Source organism: Halobacteriovorax sp. GB3 (assembly GCF_028649655.1).
Lineage (GTDB): Bacteria > Bdellovibrionota > Bacteriovoracia > Bacteriovoracales > Bacteriovoracaceae > BSW11-IV.
This window is the reverse complement of record NZ_JAQSLN010000004.1, coordinates 230,417-247,985: the sequence shown is the minus strand read 5'-3', so window position 1 is coordinate 247,985 and position 17,569 is coordinate 230,417. Positions and strand designations below refer to the sequence as shown.

At 36.1% G+C, this 17,569-nt stretch carries 25 protein-coding genes; 16 read left to right on the top strand and 9 right to left on the bottom strand.

Going from position 1 to position 17,569, the window contains the following annotated elements; genetic code table 11:
• Positions 1-281: 281 nt before the first annotated feature.
• From HBN50_RS14690 to HBN50_RS14670, 5 genes are all read left to right on the top strand, one after another.
• Entirely contained in the window at positions 282-1,736 is a 1,455-nt protein-coding gene (locus tag HBN50_RS14690) for a tail fiber domain-containing protein (RefSeq protein ID WP_273871256.1), read from the top strand.
• A 71-nt stretch (positions 1,737-1,807) separates the two neighbouring features.
• Positions 1,808-2,179: a tRNA-binding protein gene (locus HBN50_RS14685; protein WP_273871254.1), complete on the top strand. Its 372-nt coding sequence runs from the start codon at positions 1,808-1,810 to the stop codon at positions 2,177-2,179.
• Between the two features lie 9 nt (positions 2,180-2,188).
• The gene (locus HBN50_RS14680; protein ID WP_273871252.1) at positions 2,189-2,551 is read left to right on the top strand and encodes a methionine-R-sulfoxide reductase; all 363 of its coding nucleotides are present in this window, start codon (positions 2,189-2,191) and stop codon (positions 2,549-2,551) included.
• A 9-nt stretch (positions 2,552-2,560) separates the two neighbouring features.
• Positions 2,561-3,235 (top strand): glutathione S-transferase, encoded by a 675-nt coding sequence (locus HBN50_RS14675; RefSeq protein WP_273871249.1) that lies wholly within the window; start codon positions 2,561-2,563, stop codon positions 3,233-3,235.
• A 74-nt stretch (positions 3,236-3,309) separates the two neighbouring features.
• Positions 3,310-4,026, top strand: a complete 717-nt coding sequence (locus HBN50_RS14670) for a YebC/PmpR family DNA-binding transcriptional regulator (RefSeq protein WP_273871248.1) — start codon at positions 3,310-3,312, stop codon at positions 4,024-4,026.
• A gap of 34 nt (positions 4,027-4,060) precedes the next feature.
• Here HBN50_RS14670 and HBN50_RS14665 read toward each other — a convergent pair whose 3' ends face one another.
• The 3 genes from HBN50_RS14665 to HBN50_RS14655 form a co-directional block, all read right to left on the bottom strand.
• A complete protein-coding gene (locus HBN50_RS14665; protein ID WP_273871247.1) occupies positions 4,061-4,210 on the bottom strand; it encodes a hypothetical protein in 150 nt (49 codons plus the stop codon).
• A gap of 50 nt (positions 4,211-4,260) precedes the next feature.
• Positions 4,261-4,575 carry a hypothetical protein gene (locus HBN50_RS14660; RefSeq protein ID WP_273871246.1) on the bottom strand — a complete coding sequence of 105 codons (315 nt, stop codon included), beginning with the start codon at positions 4,573-4,575 and terminating at the stop codon, positions 4,261-4,263.
• Positions 4,576-4,646: 71 nt separating this feature from the next.
• Positions 4,647-5,219, bottom strand: coding sequence for a hypothetical protein (locus HBN50_RS14655; RefSeq protein ID WP_273871245.1), 573 nt, complete (start codon positions 5,217-5,219; stop codon positions 4,647-4,649).
• Positions 5,220-5,530: 311 nt separating this feature from the next.
• Here HBN50_RS14655 and HBN50_RS14650 point away from each other — a divergent pair, with 311 nt between their 5' ends.
• Together HBN50_RS14650 and HBN50_RS14645 are read left to right on the top strand one after the other, a co-directional pair.
• Positions 5,531-6,097 carry a hypothetical protein gene (locus HBN50_RS14650; RefSeq protein WP_443135177.1) on the top strand — a complete coding sequence of 189 codons (567 nt, stop codon included), beginning with the start codon at positions 5,531-5,533 and terminating at the stop codon, positions 6,095-6,097.
• Between the two features lie 132 nt (positions 6,098-6,229).
• The gene (locus tag HBN50_RS14645; protein ID WP_273871242.1) at positions 6,230-6,568 is read left to right on the top strand and encodes a hypothetical protein; all 339 of its coding nucleotides are present in this window, start codon (positions 6,230-6,232) and stop codon (positions 6,566-6,568) included.
• Between the two features lie 40 nt (positions 6,569-6,608).
• Here the strand turns inward: HBN50_RS14645 and HBN50_RS14640 are convergent, their stop codons facing one another.
• Positions 6,609-7,010: a hypothetical protein gene (locus HBN50_RS14640; RefSeq protein WP_273871240.1), complete on the bottom strand. Its 402-nt coding sequence runs from the start codon at positions 7,008-7,010 to the stop codon at positions 6,609-6,611.
• 150 nt (positions 7,011-7,160) lie between these two features.
• Positions 7,161-7,643 (bottom strand): hypothetical protein, encoded by a 483-nt coding sequence (locus HBN50_RS14635; protein WP_273871238.1) that lies wholly within the window; start codon positions 7,641-7,643, stop codon positions 7,161-7,163.
• 247 nt (positions 7,644-7,890) lie between these two features.
• Between HBN50_RS14635 and HBN50_RS14630 the strand changes: the two genes are divergently transcribed.
• Positions 7,891-8,391 (top strand): hypothetical protein, encoded by a 501-nt coding sequence (locus HBN50_RS14630; protein ID WP_273871236.1) that lies wholly within the window; start codon positions 7,891-7,893, stop codon positions 8,389-8,391.
• Between the two features lie 39 nt (positions 8,392-8,430).
• Complete coding sequence (locus HBN50_RS14625) at positions 8,431-9,201, top strand: hypothetical protein (protein ID WP_273871234.1); 771 nt, start codon at positions 8,431-8,433, stop codon at positions 9,199-9,201.
• A 28-nt stretch (positions 9,202-9,229) separates the two neighbouring features.
• Here HBN50_RS14625 and HBN50_RS14620 read toward each other — a convergent pair whose 3' ends face one another.
• On the bottom strand, positions 9,230-9,622 hold the full coding sequence (locus tag HBN50_RS14620) for a DoxX family protein (protein WP_273871232.1): 393 nt from the start codon (positions 9,620-9,622) through the stop codon (positions 9,230-9,232).
• A 17-nt stretch (positions 9,623-9,639) separates the two neighbouring features.
• Positions 9,640-10,053, bottom strand: coding sequence for a nuclear transport factor 2 family protein (locus tag HBN50_RS14615; protein WP_273871231.1), 414 nt, complete (start codon positions 10,051-10,053; stop codon positions 9,640-9,642).
• 81 nt (positions 10,054-10,134) lie between these two features.
• Here HBN50_RS14615 and HBN50_RS14610 point away from each other — a divergent pair, with 81 nt between their 5' ends.
• On the top strand, positions 10,135-11,025 hold the full coding sequence (locus HBN50_RS14610) for a LysR family transcriptional regulator (RefSeq protein WP_273871229.1): 891 nt from the start codon (positions 10,135-10,137) through the stop codon (positions 11,023-11,025).
• Between the two features lie 132 nt (positions 11,026-11,157).
• Positions 11,158-11,997 carry a trypsin-like serine peptidase gene (locus HBN50_RS14605; RefSeq protein WP_273871226.1) on the top strand — a complete coding sequence of 280 codons (840 nt, stop codon included), beginning with the start codon at positions 11,158-11,160 and terminating at the stop codon, positions 11,995-11,997.
• On the opposite strand, the gene HBN50_RS14600 is transcribed toward HBN50_RS14605, so the two are convergent.
• Positions 11,994-12,983, bottom strand: coding sequence for a hypothetical protein (locus HBN50_RS14600; protein ID WP_273871225.1), 990 nt, complete (start codon positions 12,981-12,983; stop codon positions 11,994-11,996). The two genes, HBN50_RS14605 and HBN50_RS14600, sit on opposite strands and share 4 nt — an antisense overlap.
• 139 nt (positions 12,984-13,122) lie before the next feature.
• Between HBN50_RS14600 and HBN50_RS14595 the strand changes: the two genes are divergently transcribed.
• From HBN50_RS14595 to HBN50_RS14585, 3 genes are all read left to right on the top strand, one after another.
• Positions 13,123-13,821 carry a cyclase family protein gene (locus HBN50_RS14595; RefSeq protein WP_273871224.1) on the top strand — a complete coding sequence of 233 codons (699 nt, stop codon included), beginning with the start codon at positions 13,123-13,125 and terminating at the stop codon, positions 13,819-13,821.
• A 94-nt stretch (positions 13,822-13,915) separates the two neighbouring features.
• Entirely contained in the window at positions 13,916-14,536 is a 621-nt protein-coding gene (locus tag HBN50_RS14590; RefSeq protein WP_273871223.1) for a hypothetical protein, read from the top strand.
• A gap of 66 nt (positions 14,537-14,602) precedes the next feature.
• Positions 14,603-15,097: an RrF2 family transcriptional regulator gene (locus tag HBN50_RS14585; RefSeq protein ID WP_273871221.1), complete on the top strand. Its 495-nt coding sequence runs from the start codon at positions 14,603-14,605 to the stop codon at positions 15,095-15,097.
• On the opposite strand, the gene HBN50_RS14580 is transcribed toward HBN50_RS14585, so the two are convergent.
• Entirely contained in the window at positions 15,048-15,497 is a 450-nt protein-coding gene (locus HBN50_RS14580) for a hypothetical protein (RefSeq protein WP_273871220.1), read from the bottom strand. The genes HBN50_RS14585 and HBN50_RS14580 overlap by 50 nt on opposite strands.
• 73 nt (positions 15,498-15,570) lie before the next feature.
• Here HBN50_RS14580 and HBN50_RS14575 point away from each other — a divergent pair, with 73 nt between their 5' ends.
• Both HBN50_RS14575 and HBN50_RS14570 read left to right on the top strand, forming a co-directional pair.
• A complete protein-coding gene (locus HBN50_RS14575) occupies positions 15,571-15,978 on the top strand; it encodes a hypothetical protein (RefSeq protein WP_273871218.1) in 408 nt (135 codons plus the stop codon).
• A gap of 259 nt (positions 15,979-16,237) precedes the next feature.
• Entirely contained in the window at positions 16,238-17,569 is a 1,332-nt protein-coding gene (locus HBN50_RS14570) for a hypothetical protein (protein WP_273871217.1), read from the top strand.

Sequence of the window (17,569 nt, the reverse complement as noted above, 5' to 3'; positions counted from 1 at the left end):
GAAAACGCTATGATACTGATATTACTTGATAGACATACTATGAGATTGTGATCTTTTATGGATGATAAGGGCCATGATCTTGATTTTTTGTTGATATTAGTTGGCAATTTTTTCTTATTTCAGTGATTTTAGATACTTGGTTAATCTTGATTTTTAACTATTTTCAAGTGCTTATGGTTTATATGTATAGGAAACCTTAAATGAGTTTAAACATACTCTATAATGAAGGAACTAAAGCTATAATTTTATAAGTATCTTCTTATTTTTTGGAGTTTTTATAAATGAAGTTCTTCACGCGCAAAGAGAAAAAGAAAAGCATGAATGAGGGGTTTTCTCTTGTTGAGATCATGGTTGCAGCTGGCCTTGTTGGAGTTGTATCCCTTGCTGTTGTAAATCTTGTTTCAAACCTTAATAAAACTCAAAAACGTGCTCAGCAGGTTTTTTCAGTTGAGCAAGAAATCTCTCGTATTTCATCGGTACTCAACGATAAAGATTCTTGTGAAGCTACTTTTGCAACGCAAACATTCGGTGGTGGATATGATGCTACAACTGAACTTGCAATAAATGATATTAGCCAAGTAACAAATGCTGGAACAAATACAATTTACAGTATCAACGACGAGCTTGGAGATGGTGGTGGACTCGTTGTTTTAAAAGATATGAGACTTGTCGGTGTTAAAAATGAGAGTACTCCATTTTTAAAAGATGGAGATATGGTCGTTCAAGCTGAAACGGAATTTCGTGTCTTCTTTAGAAAAGGGCGAGACGCCGTTGATGATAATGCAATTGTAAAATCATCTCATGGTGCTGTTGAAATTAGACGAGTTTTTAATTTATCTGTTGTTGTAAATCAAGCGACAGGTGAGATTGTTAGTTGTTATGGGGCGATTGATAGTTATACTGCAGCAACTTGTTCGTCGCTCGGTGGAAATATTGATAATGACGGTAATTGTGTTGAAGTCCATATTAAGACAGGTGTTGGTGGAGCAGGGACTGGAAATAAAATGTCCGCTATTCTAGGAAGTACGACAGCATCAAATATTTCTGGTGGTGGATATGCGAGGGCTCCATTAAAAGTAACATTGGCAGATGATGAAAACGGAGCAGGGCTTTTATTTGATGATAATCAGGTTCAAGCTGTTAATGCTGCAAATAACCCGACAATATTCTATTTAAATGAAGATGGTGGAGATATTGAGTTAGGAAATGTCGCCGATAAGACTATTATAAAGGGTGCTGTAGAAGCGGAAACGACAATGCAAGTAACAGGAGCTACAACATTACAAAATATTTTAACAGTTACTGGAACTTCAACGTTTAATGGGCAAGTTCTACTGAATCAAAATACAACTCTTGCTAATAGTCGTACTTTAACAATTACATCTAATGCTATGATTAATTACACCTCAGATAAGAGGTTAAAAGATAAAATCAAAGAGATTGAATCTCCATTAAAGAAAATTGATCAAATTCGTGGTGTTGAATATGTTTGGAGAAAAACTGGAACAAAAGACGTTGGTTATATTGCTCAGGAAGTTCAAAAGATATTACCAGAGCTCGTACATACGGACAAAGAAGGAACTCTAAGTGTTCAGTACGCTAAGATGTCGGCCTTTAATACCGCAGCTATTAAAGAGCTTAAAGAGGAGAATGAGAAACTAAAAGATGACCTGTCTCTTTTAAAGAAAGTTCTCTGCAGCGAAAACCCCACAAAATTTAAATCTATTTGTAAATAATAATAAGGGCACTGAATGTGCCCTTTTTTTTATCCTCTCTTTGCTCTACTATCTCTTGTAGGGAGTAAATTATGCATTTAAATTTTGATCCAGAAGCAAAGATTGCTGATGAAATTAAGTTCGATGAATTCTTAAAAGTCGATATAAGAATTGGGGAGGTTGTTTCTGTAGAAGACTTCCCGGAAGCTAGAAAACCAAGCTATAAATTAAAATTAGACTTTGGAGCAGGAGTAGGTATTAAAAAAACATCTGCTCAAATTACTGATCTTTATACTAAAGAAAATCTTCTTGGGAAAAAGCTTTTAGCTGTTGTTAACTTTCCTCCGAGGCAGATTGGAAAGTTCATGTCAGAGGTTCTTGTCTTAGGGCTATCTGATCATGAAAATAATATTGTATTAACTCAATTTGATAAAGACGTACCAAATGGTTCGCGTCTTCACTAAGGAAACTTTATGAAAAAATTAAGTCCTGAAGAAAAGCATGTCATTATTGATAAAGGTACTGAAGTTCCATTTACTGGAAAGTTCAACGATTTCAAAGAACCTGGAACATATATTTGTAAACAATGTGGAGAAGAGCTTTATCGTTCAGAAGATAAGTTCGCTTCAGGTTGCGGATGGCCTAGCTTTGATGATGAAATTCCTGGAAAAGTAAAACGAGTTCCCGATGCAGATGGAAGGAGAACGGAGATTGTTTGCCAAAGCTGTGATGGTCATCTCGGTCATGTTTTTATTGGTGAGCAATTCACAGAAAAAAATACGCGCCACTGTGTGAACTCAATATCACTAGAATTTATTCCAGAGAAAAAAGACTAGGACTTCGCTATGATAACAGTTCATCATCTCAATGATTCAAGATCTCAGCGAATTCTATGGCTCTTAGAAGAGCTTGGTTTAGAGTATGAAATTAAGTTTTATCAAAGAGATCCTCAAACATCTCTCGCTCCTAAAGAGTTAAAAGATGTCCATGCTTTGGGGAAATCTCCAGTTATAACAGATGGCGACTTAACTATTGCAGAGTCTGGTGCGATTATTGAGTACCTCGTAAATAAGTACCAATGTGATGCCATTTTTCGACCAGAAAAAGAGACGGAGAAAATTCAATTCTCTTATTGGCTACACTTTGCTGAGGGCTCACTTATGCCGCCTCTTCTTTTGAAGCTTGTGTTTGATAAAGTAAAAAATGCTCCGATGCCATTTTTTGTTAAGCCTATTGCTAGGGGAATTGCTGATAAGGTGATGAAGGGCTTTATTGGCCCAAATATTACAAATAATTTTGACTTTATTGAGGCTCATCTTGCTAAAAACGAATGGTTTTGTGGAGATAAGCTCACGGGGGCTGACTTTCAAATGAGTTTTCCCCTTGAAGCGGGGATGACACGAGTTGATAACAGAGAAAAATATCCGGCCATATTGGCCTTTCTCGATAAAATTCATTCAAGAGAGGGTTATAAAAAGGCCCTTGAGAAAGGTGGGGAATATTCTTATTCAGGGAAGTAGAAGCTAGTTGTAGACGTATCTTGCTCAATTTTATATCTTAGATAAGTTAATTATCACAATTTTTGGAGGACCCCATGGGAAGAAAGTCGGCAAAAATCGCGGCGAAAAAAGGTGCTGCCGATAAACAAAGAGGACAGGTATTTACTCGTGCTCTAAAAGACGTTTACAAAGCTGCTAAGTCAGGTGGAACTGACCCTGCATCAAACTTCCTCCTCAAAGTTGCCCTTGAAAGATGTAAAAAATTTAATGTTCCAAAGGACAACATTGAGAGAGCTCTTAAAAAAGCCTCTGGTCCAGATGGTGTTGGATTTGAAGATATCAACTATGAAGGTTACGGACCAAATGGTGTTGCCGTTTTTGTTGAAGCTTCAACTGATAATGTTACAAGAACTGTTGCTAACGTAAGAAGTTACTTCAATAAGTGTGGTGGCTCTCTTGGAGTCAATGGTGCTCTTGAGTTTCTATTTGATAGAAAAGCATACTTCATTGTTCCTATAGAAGGACTTGATGAAGATGAATTCACACTAGAGATGATTGACGCTGGTGCTGAAGAAGTTGAAAAGGATGAAGAGTTCTTTGAAGTTACTGGACCTGTAGATGTATTCGGTACAATTCAGGACAAACTTCAGAGTTTAGATATTACTCCTGAAGAAGCAACATTAGAGAGATTTCCAACATCTTACAAAGATGCTGATGAAGAAACACGTGCTCAAGTTGAAAAACTCATTGGTCTTTTAGAAGACGATGATGATGTTGTAACGGTTTATCACAATCTTGAAGAAGAAGAGTAAATAAGAAGGCCTCTCAAATTGAGAGGCCTTTTTTTTATGATGGTTTTACGATTGCAAAGGCTAAAATGGCCACTAGTGATAAGACAAAAAAAGCACTAAATAAATAGAGTCCAATATTATCTTTTAAACTGTCTGATGTTTGATTTGCTTGTTCTTCAACAAGTACTTCTGTTGTTGTTTCCATAGAAAACTCCTACTTTAAAAATTAATTAAATTGAAAATGAGTAAATTTAATTAACAAAGAGGAGGGCTAGAGCCTGTGAATGTTAAAAAGCTCGCTTGAAGGAGCTTAGGCGTTTTCTCCGTACCGAGGGATTGCTTCGAGATGAAGCTAGCTTTTAATTTGATATTTTTCAGTGGACTTAAGGCAAGGGGATAATTGTCAGGCTCGAGTTCAAATTTCTTGTGGGCCTGATCAATTTCATCAAAGTAAAAACTTAAATCGTAATTAATTGCCTCTTTGTTATCCGCGAAGCTTACTTCGTTAGAAAAGCTTGTTAACTGAAAGCTTAGAAGGAAGAGAATGGGATAAATAAAGAACTTAACCATAGTTCATCTTACCACGGTCTTTCACTTAGAAAAACGTAAAAAAAAAGGGGCGTATGCCCCCTTCTAACATATTAAAACTTCTTACCGAATTTACATTCGAAATAGACCCCGTTTTCTGGATCGTGATCTTCATCTCTCCAAGCATGGTGAGTTTTCTGACCGACTCCACAGCCAACATGAATTTGGCTTTGGTCGAATCTATACATGACAGAAACCATATTCGGCGTCTCATATAGTCCATAGTCATTGTTATTAACGACAGTGAACTCTCTTTGATATTCGAGATAAACAGTTTGAGAATCATTGAGTGCAATTCTAACTCTCGCCCCAATTGGAAGGTGGAGATCGTGTTCACTTGAAAGATAGCGAGAAAGTCGAGCTGATACATAAAGTTCAACTTCAGCTTTACCACCAGCAATCTCATAACCAACAGCAGCTGAAAGATCACTCGGTAGAATTGGTAAATGAAGATCGATGGCGATGTAGCTATTATCAAAAAGCTTATCGTGAAGATTCGTCTTATTGGCGTAGGCATTTTTATCAAGATCCCTTTGGATTTGGTGGAGAAAAATTTCCTCCTGTGCTTTTGCTCCAAAGTTAGCAAGAAATGAAATGGCCAATAATCCGAAAAATAGTTTCTTCATGTGTCTCTCCTCATAATGAATATATAAGAAAGATTAGCAATAAATATAAAACGGAACTTAGGCCGAGAAAAAATTATGGGGGCCGTTAAGAATCTAAACGGCCAGCCCAGTAGTTGCGAGATATGAATAATAGGCATATGATGTTTAGTAAATAAGTTAAACTGGAATTAAGAATGCAATATTTACGATTGTTTACACTCCTTTTTCTCATAACTGCCCCATCCTTTGCTAATGAAATAACGGTACTTGGTGACTCCTTTCACCCCCTGAGTTTTCAAGTGAATGGAGTTAAGCAGGGTAAAGTGTACGAAATGGTCGAGAAGATCATTAAAAAATCAGGTCTTAAGGTTAAGAAGAATATCATTACAAGTTGGGAGATTGTCTACGATTACGCTCTCAAGAACCCAAATGTTCTCTTTTATACTATTGTAAGAACGAAAGAGCGCGAAGATAAGTTTCACTGGATAGGGCGAGTGAGTGATCGCCGTATGTTTATCTATGCTCTAAAGAAGAGAAAGGATATCTCAATTAAGCGCTGGCAAGATTTAGAGGCCTACAAAACTTTAAGTCTTAGAAAAGCGACAGTGACTGATTATATTTCTAAAAGAGGCGCACAAATCTATCCAACAACGGATTTAAAGCAAGCCTATAAAATGCTTATCAATGAACGGGCTGAACTAATGGTGATGCTTGATTATTCAAAAGATCACTTAGATAAGAAAAATCTTGTAAAGCCTGTTTGGGAAATTGATCAGCCGGGAAGTTTTTATGTGGCCATGAGTAAGCAAACTCCAGAGTATATTGTTAAGAAAGTAAGACAAGCCTATCTGGATTTAAAAAGAAAAAGAAAGATTATTCCAATAACGAGAAGAGACTAAATTCAGCCATTTGGTAGATTTGTTTAATAATATATCCATTGATTAGCATGTATAGATCTGTATAAATTTCAGTAGTTAAGACTAGAAAATAATTCACTGGTAATAAAGAGTCATAACTTACAGGAGTTTTATATGAAAAAAATGATCGTTTTTATTTCACTTGTTATGAGTTCTCTATCTTTTGCAGCAGCACCAAGTGCACTTGAAGTTGCTATCGCTAAGGAAGCAGTTGTTCAATCACTTTCTAGTTCAGAAAATGAAGTAGTAAAAAGCGTTCTTCTTGTTGATTCAGATGAAGATACAATTTATCTTGTGGCAGAGACTTCGACAAAAGAAGTAACTGAATATAAAGACGAAGATGGAACAGTTTTCGTTGAAGAGTTAAATATCGAATGTGAATACTTCTACGAATTCGCAAGAGGTAGTGAAGCTCTTGAAGTCGTTGCTGGTGGATGTAGCGAAGTTAAGTAATTATTTCAGAAAAGAGGGAGCTTTGAAGCTCCCTTTTTTATTATTGGCAAGTAATGTATTTGAATGGTGCTTTATTTGGTGACTTTCTTAAGACTTCCATCTTTTTAAAAAATCTTCCTTTTAGACCAATTCCCTTAGACATGTAGGCAAATACTTTTTTCGTCTTAAAGTCGACATAGGCTTCAAATCCAAATAGAGAACATACTCTATCGAGGTAGCTTTCGTGCCATTGGAGAAATTCTTGTTCGATCATAAGAAGAGGACGTTCTTTACCGTCGAGTTCATATTTTGGCTTATAGATTCGAACTTGCTTAGTCGCGTGGTCACATTCTAGTTCGCTGTAATTTACATTGAGATCTGCAGAAGATGGTAGTTCGCAGAGATTGGCTGCGCTGTTTAGAGATACGGTTAGTCCAAGAGCTAGTAATAGATTTTTCATCATGTTTCCCCTGTGAAGAAAATTTATCTATTTATGACGCGTTTTGTATGAACACGAAAGTCGTCCTGTAAACTTTTCCCTTTTTGGTCCTGGATACTTTTGTAGCGTCGTCGCGTTAGCCACGCTGCCGCTAGAAAAGTATCCAGGACAATATTAGATTTCCCAGTGAAATTCGGCGATGTTATTTCCTGTTGATTGGTCGCAGACACTTTCTAGGTCGTAACCAAAGAGAAGGGCGAGGTAAGCATTGAATTTGATGACATAACGAAAGCCTGGCTTCATGATTTCATCGAGATCTGCGGCCAGTTCTTGGCAGCGAGCAGAGTCGTTATTTGTAACAGATGTTTCGAAGTTAAGAATTTTCTCACCTTTCTTTCTTGAGAAGTGAGCACTATAGAGGCATTGCCCATCGTCAGATTGAGCATCCATAATCGCTACACGAGTGCTATCTGAAATCCCTAGATTCGTTAACTTAACTCCAAGTTCTTTAAATTCAACAGGAGCTTCAACTTTGTTTTTATAGCTCTTACAAGTAAAGCCTTTGAAATTAGTAACGAATTTTAAGTCACTAGCTGTCTGAGGGGCAGCGAAGGCCTGGAAAGAAATTAGTGTTGCAAGAATAGTCTTCTTTAGCATATGAGCTCCTTTAAAGTTTGATTTGATTTAACAACAAAGGTTTGAGTGGTCAAACAGTTTATCCAAATTACTTGAACGAGAAGGATTAATGAAGTCACTTTGCCTGAATTGACTGAGAGCGTGGGGCAGTTTGAATCTAAATGACTAAATGCAAGGGGCGTTGGGACTCCGAAAAACTTATTTATAAATGATAAAACTTGGCATCTATTTTGCTCTGTAAAATTTAATCATGAACAAGGGGAGAGGGATGAGAAAACTAACTTCAGTTATTATTTTTGTATTGTGCTTTATGAGTGGTTCACTGGGAGCACAAGAGTCGATGAGCAGTAAGATTAAACAGGCATCAGATGAATACTTACTTTTTTCATTAATGGCACCAACCCAAGAAAGGGCCCTCGAAGAATCAGACCGAATGGATCGTTGCCGACCACAAAATCCAATTGGTTCGGCTTGTATGGAAGTTGCCTGTGAAAAACTAGGGACGTTTGGTTGTAATGAAGTGGAAGAGGTCATAGAAATTGGTCAAGCTTGTCGTGGAAATTATAGTGGAGATTGTCTAGCAAACTTGTGTGATCGAGTTGGGACATTTGGCTGTAATGAAAAAGAAGAGGTCAAAACGATTGCTAGAGCATGTGTTGGTGCAGATAACTCATGTGTTGAGTTTGTTTGTAATAAACTAGGAGCTTTTGGTTGTAATGAGATCTCTGAAGTTGTTGAAGTTGCAAAAAGTTGCAGTGGAAGTATTTAATTAGTTTAAAAATAAAAAATGTTCAGATAAAAAGAGCTCATGATAAAAATGAGCTCTTTTAAATTTAACTTGAAGAAAACTTTGATCATAAGTTGTGCGATTGGGGTTATTTGCTACTTTACCGTCTTTATTGCAACATTAATCTTTATTCGTAAATTGAGTTATCAAGGGTCAGTGGAATCGAATTATTTAAAACTGGAATTTATCGAACAAACGTCAAAGAAAGCTAACAGAGAAGTTGAGGACTTAGAATTAGAGTCAAAAGAAGATGTAATTCTAGATCTAACAAGAGCTTCTATTCAACTTTTTAAAATAGAATCAATGATGAGAGAAAGAAGTAAAATTACAAAACTTTCCGATTATTGTGAGAGTATTTGTAATCAAAGTCTTTTCGAGGATGTAGAAGAAAACGAAATAATGAAGCTCATTTCACAAGAAGGTCATCTCTCTTTCCAAGATCCAGTTGGACTGGAAATGGCGTTAAATTTAAATCTCTTTGCGAAGGTATTACCTTCCTCACTATTAAAGACAATAGTCGAAATTAGAAATCAGAAACAACATGATCTCATTGATCAGCTTAATTCAAATTTTGTATTACAAAAAGAGTTACTTTCTTTCATCCCACATTTTCAACGAATAGCTAGCAAGAATTTTAAATTTCACCTTAAAGAAGCTAGCGATGCTATGAAAGATTACGAAGAAATTCGTAAAAACTGTCGTGAAACGAATGCCTCTCAAGGCGAAGTCATATTGCGATGTGAGCATATTATAGAAAGGTATTTAAATCATTATGAAGCTTTAAGTCTCTAGGCCAGCTAAATTGCCGGCCTTTTAGAGACTATTGTTTTCTATACGTATCGTAGGGCTCTAGCAAAAGTCCAAGGCATGAAATCACGACGTAGATGTAATTGTCAGAGACGACATTAAATTTGTAAGTGAAAATCATTCCAAAGGCCAATGAGATTAACGTTAATATTGAAAATATCCATGCCTTTCTTAATTGAATTCCAGATAGAAGCCACACTGCTAAAAAGAGCTCTACGAAAATGATGATACTTGCATGAAGTTTAATAAGAAAGATTGGAAATATCGTTTTTTCAAACATTGACATGTAATAGGCGATTGTTCCATCGATACCACCAGAGATTTTAATTAGGCCTGTTCCTAAAAATAAACTACCAATAGCAATTCTTAGAATAAGTGAGATTAAAGAATAATTTTTTGCATTCATATTTTTTCCTTTTGTATTTATGAGAGGCTCAATGAGTAGCAATCCCAAAGTAATTTTGAATCTGTGTATTGTTGGAAGGAGATAATTTTTCCTTGTTCATTAAAACGATAGACGTGTGAAGTTAAAGCAGTTGCTTGGCCACCAGAATTTTTTGCGCTTACTTCATACCGTCCTTCTACGAGGACAAATTCTGGACCAATCGAGATAGAATCAATTTCAAAAGAAAATTCTTTCCATCTATTTGCATTTCCATCAAAGACATTTTTGAAAATTTGTTTAAGTCCGATACTTATCATTCCTCCCGGAAAACCTGGAAGCTGACTCCATTTAATGTTTTCATGAAAGATCTCGTTTAGAGCTTTTTCATTTCTTTGAGCATAGTATTCGTAAAGTTTATGAATCTTATCAACTGTGATTTCTTCTTTTTTCATCACTTCTCCTTTGATTGAATTTAGTATAAGCTTTTTAAAAATGAGAATAAATGTGTTGTTTTTCAAAAGAGGTGTTCAAAAATGAACATAAGTGAGAATTGGGAAGATATTAAATTCTTTCTTGCTTTAGCTAAGGAAAAGAAGCTGCAAAGAGCGGCTAAGCTTCTAGATAGCAATCATACGACAGTGTATAGACGAATCAAAAACTTTGAAGAGAGATTCAATATTAAGCTATTTGAAAGTACACCGGATGGTTATTTTTTAACAAGTGCTGGAGATGACCTTTATTTAAAAGTCGCCTCTATTGAAGATCAAATGGATGAAGTTTTCCGTTCTATTCAAGGACTTGAGGACACACTAAAAGGGCGAGTAACAATTACAACAACCCACTCCATAGCTGCGACGTTCTTACCGAATATTCTATTTAAATTTCAAAAAAAATGGCCGTCACTGCAAATTGATTTAAAAGTGTCGAACCAATTTTATAATCTATCGAAAAGGGAGGCCGATATTGCGATTCGACCTTCAAACGATGTACCTCTACATTTGATAGGAAGGAATGTTGGAAAAATCAACTTTGGATTGTATGCCTCAAAGAAATATATAAAGAAGAATGGAGATAAAAATAAGATTCGAAAGAATTTAGCGAGTCAACAGTATGTTGGTTTGGACAATTCTCTTTCACATTTAAAGTCATCTTTATGGCTCAAAGAGATTTGTAATAGTGAGGAGCAAGTCCTTCGCGTTGATAACGTTAATGTAATGGGACGCCTGTGTTCTGAGGGGCTCGGGTTATCTGTTTTACCAGATTATTTTACCGGAATTTATAAAGATCTGGTTCTCGTGTCTAGGCCTTCTGATTTTATTGGTTCTGACCTTTGGATCCTTACACATAAAAGTATCAGTAAGAGTCCAAAAATAAAGACATGCACAGACTTCTTATTTCAAGAAATTAGAAAGTGTATTTCATAGTCAGAGTGTCTATATTTTAGTCAATTTTTAATTGGGAATTGAAATATCGTTTGTAAAAACAGTCGCTTATCGCTATTTGTAATGGCCTCATTTTTGCTTATATCTAATGTAAACATCTTATGGGTACTAATTATGAAAGTGGTTCTTAAAGCGACATTCTTCTTTTTGATCTTTATAAACGCACAGGCTGAATGCTTAAATAATAAGTCTGTCGGTATTTCAACTAAGGATCTTGGTAATTTTGATGTGCTACTAAAGAATGAGGCCCTTAACATTACGATGAAATCAAATACAGTTATGCATAAAGATGATGATAGAGAGATTCGTAAGAAAAGTTCTCCAAAATGGCTCGCCGCTGTGGGACGTTTAAATAACCACTGTAGTGCAACTCTCGTTGGAAATGACTCTGATGACAACTCTAGAATAGCGACAACTGCGTTTCATTGTTTAAAGTCAGATAGGCCAATAATTCTTAGCTTTTTAACAAATGATGGAAAAATAATTACAAGAAAAGCAACAGTTTTAAATAAAGGAAATCATATAGAAGATAGAGCGATTCTTCTTTTAGAATCTGAAATTTCGCATACAGATATTGAACCTCTCATTCTTGGTGATATGAGTCTTGTAAGCGAGAATGATACTCTTACAGCTGCTGGCTACTCTGCGGATAAAGAAAAAGGAAGTGGAGGGAAGTTATTAACGTTCGATTCAAATTGTAAATTTATAAGTAAAGATATCGAGAAATCAGATAATCATATCTACCTAAGGGATTGCTTTGCCTATGGTGGAGCTTCTGGTGGGGCAATCGTTTATCATGATGGAGAAGAGAGCTTTATCATCGGTCACTTAGACGAGAGTACTCTCGAAGGTGGAGTCTATGGTTATGGTTACTATGAGGAATTCTATAGTCATGAGAATTTTCTAGAGAAAATCTTCGATGCCATGGACACTTATAATAGTTATGATGACTAGGAGTCTAGAACCTCTTGTTGAAATGAGTTGAGAGGTGACCCTTGTATTTTCTCAATTAAATCTACGAGTAACTCTTTAGGGTAGTTGGAATTATATCCATGTTCTAAAATCTTATCAGCAGGGCTTTGTGCCTCTAAGTAGATATATTCCTGAACTTCTTGATAAAAGCTTTCATAGATCGAAAACCACTCTGTTTGATGGTATTTTTCGTAGACTTTAGAAACGATCAATTCAGCAGACTCTTCACTCATACCCATCAAATCATTCGAAAGTATTTCATAGAGATTGAGAGCACTAGAGATGCTTAAAGAGGCGATCATTTTTTCAAGGAAATCCACACTTTTTGGGTTTTCATTATTATTTAAATAGTCGTAGTAAAAAAGTGTTTTTAACTCTTTTTGAGATAAGCTCTTTTTTTCTATACTTAGGCCATTTGTGAAATGATGCCATTGAGGCCTATTGTCATTTACTGTTCTAATACAAAGAGTAACTGTTGGGTGATCAATATGAAGGACTCTGTGGTTAAAAGAGTTTCCAGAGAGGATAGGATGTATAGAGCCTGTATTTAATAGCTCAATACTCTCTCTCTTAATATCAGTTTTCATGACATCACTAGAATAGCTTTTTACTTCTTGAACTTTGAAAACCTCATGTACAGACCTTCCAAAGAGAACTTTGAATGCTCCTGAGAAGGAGTGACTGTGAACTGAGGTATCGGCGTGCATCCAAAAATAAAGATCAATAACAAATTTCTCATTATTAAAAAGTGTAACTGGAGGTTGCCCAAATTCATTGTAGACATTGATTTGTCTAGGAAGCTCATTTTCTAAGAGCCACTTCGCTAGTTCATTTTCAAACTCAACGAGAGGGTGATTAAAATTTAAACCTTGAAGTACTTCGGTTGAAATCTTTGAAAAAGATTCGTGCGTGCCATCAGTCCATTTAGACTCGATTGATTGGGCGAGATTTAAAAGGTCATTAATCATATTGTCTCATTGATCGAATTGGTTATATTCGCTTAGACTATCTCAATATGGATTTGCTTACTAGGGAACATCTCAAAGCCTATAAATTATGATAGGATTTGATTGAATTGATGTAATTATAATAAGTTAAGGAGCACTTATGCCTTATATACTATCCCCTTTAGTCACCGAAGAAAGCGAAGCGATGTGGGGAGAAGGGACGGCTTATCAAAAAGAAGAAATTTATTCGATAAGAGCTGGCAAATTACCACCTGTAAATTACGATCGCCATATATTCAATGCTCATAGTCTTACACACGCTGAAGCGGCAAGGCACGTCGCTAATGATGGAAAGACTATTGATCAATATTTTCAAGATAATTTCTTTTATGGATCTTGTCGGCTCGTGCGCCTTAAAGGAAATCAATACAAAGAAATAGAACCAGGACTTTACCACTGGGAAGTAAAGTTAAGTGAACTCAAAGAGGCCTTAGGGGATGTCGTTCCTAAGAAATTACTTCTTACAACAGATACCTATTTTAAAAATTCAAAAGGCTACCACGATCCAAATTATGTTCTTACTCTGGATCAAGAAGCTGCCGACTGGCTTGTTAGTTCAAATAATTTTAATCTCTATGGAACGAGTTGGAAGAGCACCGACTTTTCTAGAGGAAGTAGGGAGAGACCAATCCATCAAACTATTTTTTCAAAAGCCGTTATTCTAGAATGTTTGGAACTCTCTGAAGTTCCAGAGGGAGAGTATTTTCTTGTGGCCTATCCACTTAATCTTAAAGGTGCTAGTGAATCACCGTTAACGCCAGTTCTTTTCACTTTTGATGAATTGAAAAATGAGATGTAAGTCTCTATAAAAATTACTGTTTTATCTGTTTTAACTTTTTAAATTGTCCTTTTTTGTGAAAACTTTGTCATTCATTGCACACCAAAGGACATATATGAAAAACTTATTATTTGCAGGACTTATCTTAATTTCAACACCATCATTTGCCTCTCTTTTGGGATTAATTGAGGGAAGAAATAGTTATGTTGAAGTTGCCATCTTTGATTATCAACCAAAGGCAACGATAGACCTTGAAATTCAAGTGGATGGAGCGAGCGAATATCAATACAGACATATCTCAACCTACATTGCCGTTGATGCCTACAATGCACTTTTTAACTCAAAAGAAGAACTATCAGTAGAAACTGAGACATTGAACTATAGTGCTAAGAATGAATACGATCAAAGAATCGTGACGATTGAACGTCTTGCTCTTGATGATTCTGGGGAAGTGGCGAGTAAAGATGTCGCAACGATTGTAATGACTGGTGATACGGCATCGTTAAAAGTTCAGGCCTATAGAAGAAAGCAATTTCTAGTATTTGTAGGTGATTTAAAACTTGTTTCTGAGTCTGAAATGGATGGACTTGTGGTTTATAGAGAGGGTATTTCTCTTTATGGTGACAATAAAGGTTGGCCACTTGGAAAAGTCGTTACTCAGAAAGGTCTAGAAAGAGCAACTCAGAATACTTCTACGAGTGGATTAAAAGGCGCTTGCGAAGCTGAGTGTGAATAAAGATTATTCTTGAGATTTATTTTCTTTTGAGAATTGTGGTATACCATTGTTGAAAGGAAAGAATTTATGAAATTAGGAAATCAAGTTGAATGGGCAATTCATTGTATGGAACTTCTCGCGAGAGTTCCCAGTGAAATTTATGTTCCAACGAAGGTTCTTGCTAAATTTCATGGAATTCCTAAAGAGTATCTTTCCAAAGCGATGCAGCTTCTTGCTCAAGCTGAATTGGTTGAAGGAACTCTTGGGCCTAAAGGCGGTTACCGTCTAGCAAAAGCTCCATCAAAAATTAGTCTACTTGATATCGTCGAGGCAATTGAGGGTAAGAAAATGACCTTCAATTGCCAAGAGATTCGATTTAACAATCCATGTTTAAAGAAAGAGCACAAGCAAAAGGGAACAACTTGTATGATTGCAAGTGCAATGTTTCAAGCTGATGAAGCTTGGCGAAGTGTTCTTAGAAAGAAGAAACTTTCTCATATTGTCTCAGAAATTGATAAAGAAGTTCCTGCAATTATCTTTGAACTTTCTGAGGACTGGATGAATCAAGAACTCTTCTCGTAGTTTCAAAATAAATAAAGGCAGAGGCTGCAATCGTTATCAAAGTAAAGATAATGAAATCGAGCGATGAGCTAATTCCAAGTGATACGACCATACTTAGAGTGAAAACAATTAAAAGTGAAGCACTCACTAGCGATGCTTCTTTTAATCGAATACCCGTCATTAGAAGTACTCCTAAGACAATTTCTATGATTGTTGCGAGGTAGCCTAGAATATCTGAAACAGCTCTTGGCATCCAAGCGTTGAGAGTCGCAGTATAATCAAGAAAAGTATCAAAATTTCCCCAAACGACACCCATATTTCCGGCCTTACCAAGTAGTCCGAGCCTATCAGCAACAACCCAAAAGTAAATTACGGCCAACGTAAGTCTTGTCACAATAACTAAATTTTTTCTTAGGTTCATTTTTTCTCCTTGTTTTGATTAAGGATAAAATATATCCTTAATTAAAAATAATCAACTTAATATTGGAGAAAGAGTGGATAAAGAAGTTCGTTGGAAGTTATTTTTTGCTTTAATAGCTCTTGGTCACGTTTTAAATGGGTTGTGGATGTTAATCTCTCCACAGCATTGGTATGAGACTTTACCAGGGCGCGTTCCTGACTTTGGGCCTTTAAATGAACATTTTGTGCGAGATTTAGGATGTGCTTTTATTCTCATTGGCCTAGTTTGTTCAAAAGCGATTCGTCAGAAGGAGTGGAGAGGGAATGCTCTTTTAATTACTCAATATTGGTTAAGTTCCCATGCTCTCGTACATTTATACGATACATTTAGAGGCCTTGTTTCCATTGAACATTTATATATGGATATTCCTCTATGCTATCTTCCACCAATTCTCGTTGGGTTAATGCAATTGATTTATCGAAGAGAACTAAGAGTAAATTGAAGAGGAGGTTTTATGAAATTACTTCAGAATATGAATTTTATTCTTATTTCATTATTCTTGGGACTTCTTCCCTTTTTGTCTTACTATTTTACTCATGGGCCTTCCTGCCCTTGTCATGCTTTGATAGAGCGACTTCAGTAAGGCAAGTGACTAAAGATTTTACAGTGAAAGAGTTTCAAACTGCTAAAAATACATAGATTTTCTGGTCCGACTTTTGCAAATTAATTCTTGTTTTGAACTAAAAATACGTAGGTTTTCTATGCTTAAGATCGCTTTAATTTCATTATTGATTGCCGTAAACACTTATGGAAGTGACCATTGTTACAAGTCGCTAAGTGCTTTTACTGAAACGAATCAAGACTCTATTTATTGGTCTCAAAAATTAATGAAGAAGTATGGTGAAAAAGAGGGGACCGCCCATTTAAAGCCGATCTTTGAAAATCCATTTAAGTTCAAAGAACAAATGCAAGAGAGATTCAACAGACAAAAACTGATCACTCCAGATGATCCTCTTCAATTCGATTATATGGATATGATGGAAGTTGAATTAAAAACGATGAGTCAAAATATCGTTAAAGAAATCGAAGAGGTCATGGCCCATAGATTAAAGTATAAACTTAAGTCTCATTATTTTACTAACGTAGAAAAAGGACTTCGTGATTTTGACACCGGAATTGAATATTTGAACTCGTTGAAAAAAGAAGTCGATCAAACACTTCGTAGAGGTACGATTAGTTACCGAAGAGCTATTGAACTTTCATACTTTTACTCTCGTGCTACGGGATATTTCGACCGTCTCGATATTTCTCTTAAAAGAAAGGTTCTTCTAAAGGTTGAAGAACATATTCAAGGTTACAAAAAACTTTCAATTCAAAAGGAATATGAGCTTTATAAGCAGCGCAATTTTAATTGGGCCAGAAGGCAATCTAAATTTGTTTCTGCATTTAACTGGGGAACAGATATTTTCACTGAGGCATTTGAGAATAAGGAAACGTTGGAAATTATTTTAATGCCGACTCATGGACATATGGGAATTGATATATTCCATCGAGTAATGCCTTCGGGAGTCCATTTGATTGGTATGACGGCTGATCCAATCGGAGCTGATGGGTTCTTTCGACCAGGCGGACTTTTTTGGATGCACGATATTCGCCATAGCGTTTTAATTCACTTGAGAATGCTTTCTTATTTAAAAAACAATCAACTCGAAGGAGAGTTGGCCAATAAGCTCATTGCTAAAATAGATACTTGGCATAGAGAGATTGATGATGCCTCTCGCTTAATTGAGGATAAAGAGCTTAGAAAAGTTACGAGAAGACTGATTTTTAATATTTATCACGATAGAGGATACCCACTTGTCCCATCGTCTATAACGAAGATTAACCATCATTATACAATGGATGCGCTTTACCACCTGCTCGAACAAACTGGAGATGGTGTAAAAATGGAATTAAATTCTCATAAGAGAGTTCCTGAGGCCTTTCATTGGATCAAGAGCTTTTGGGACTCAAAGCATATTGAAGAAGAAATTCTTCTTGGCTCTAAACCCGTTGCAGAGAGAATGCCAAAGCCTGAAAACTTTGGCAGATAA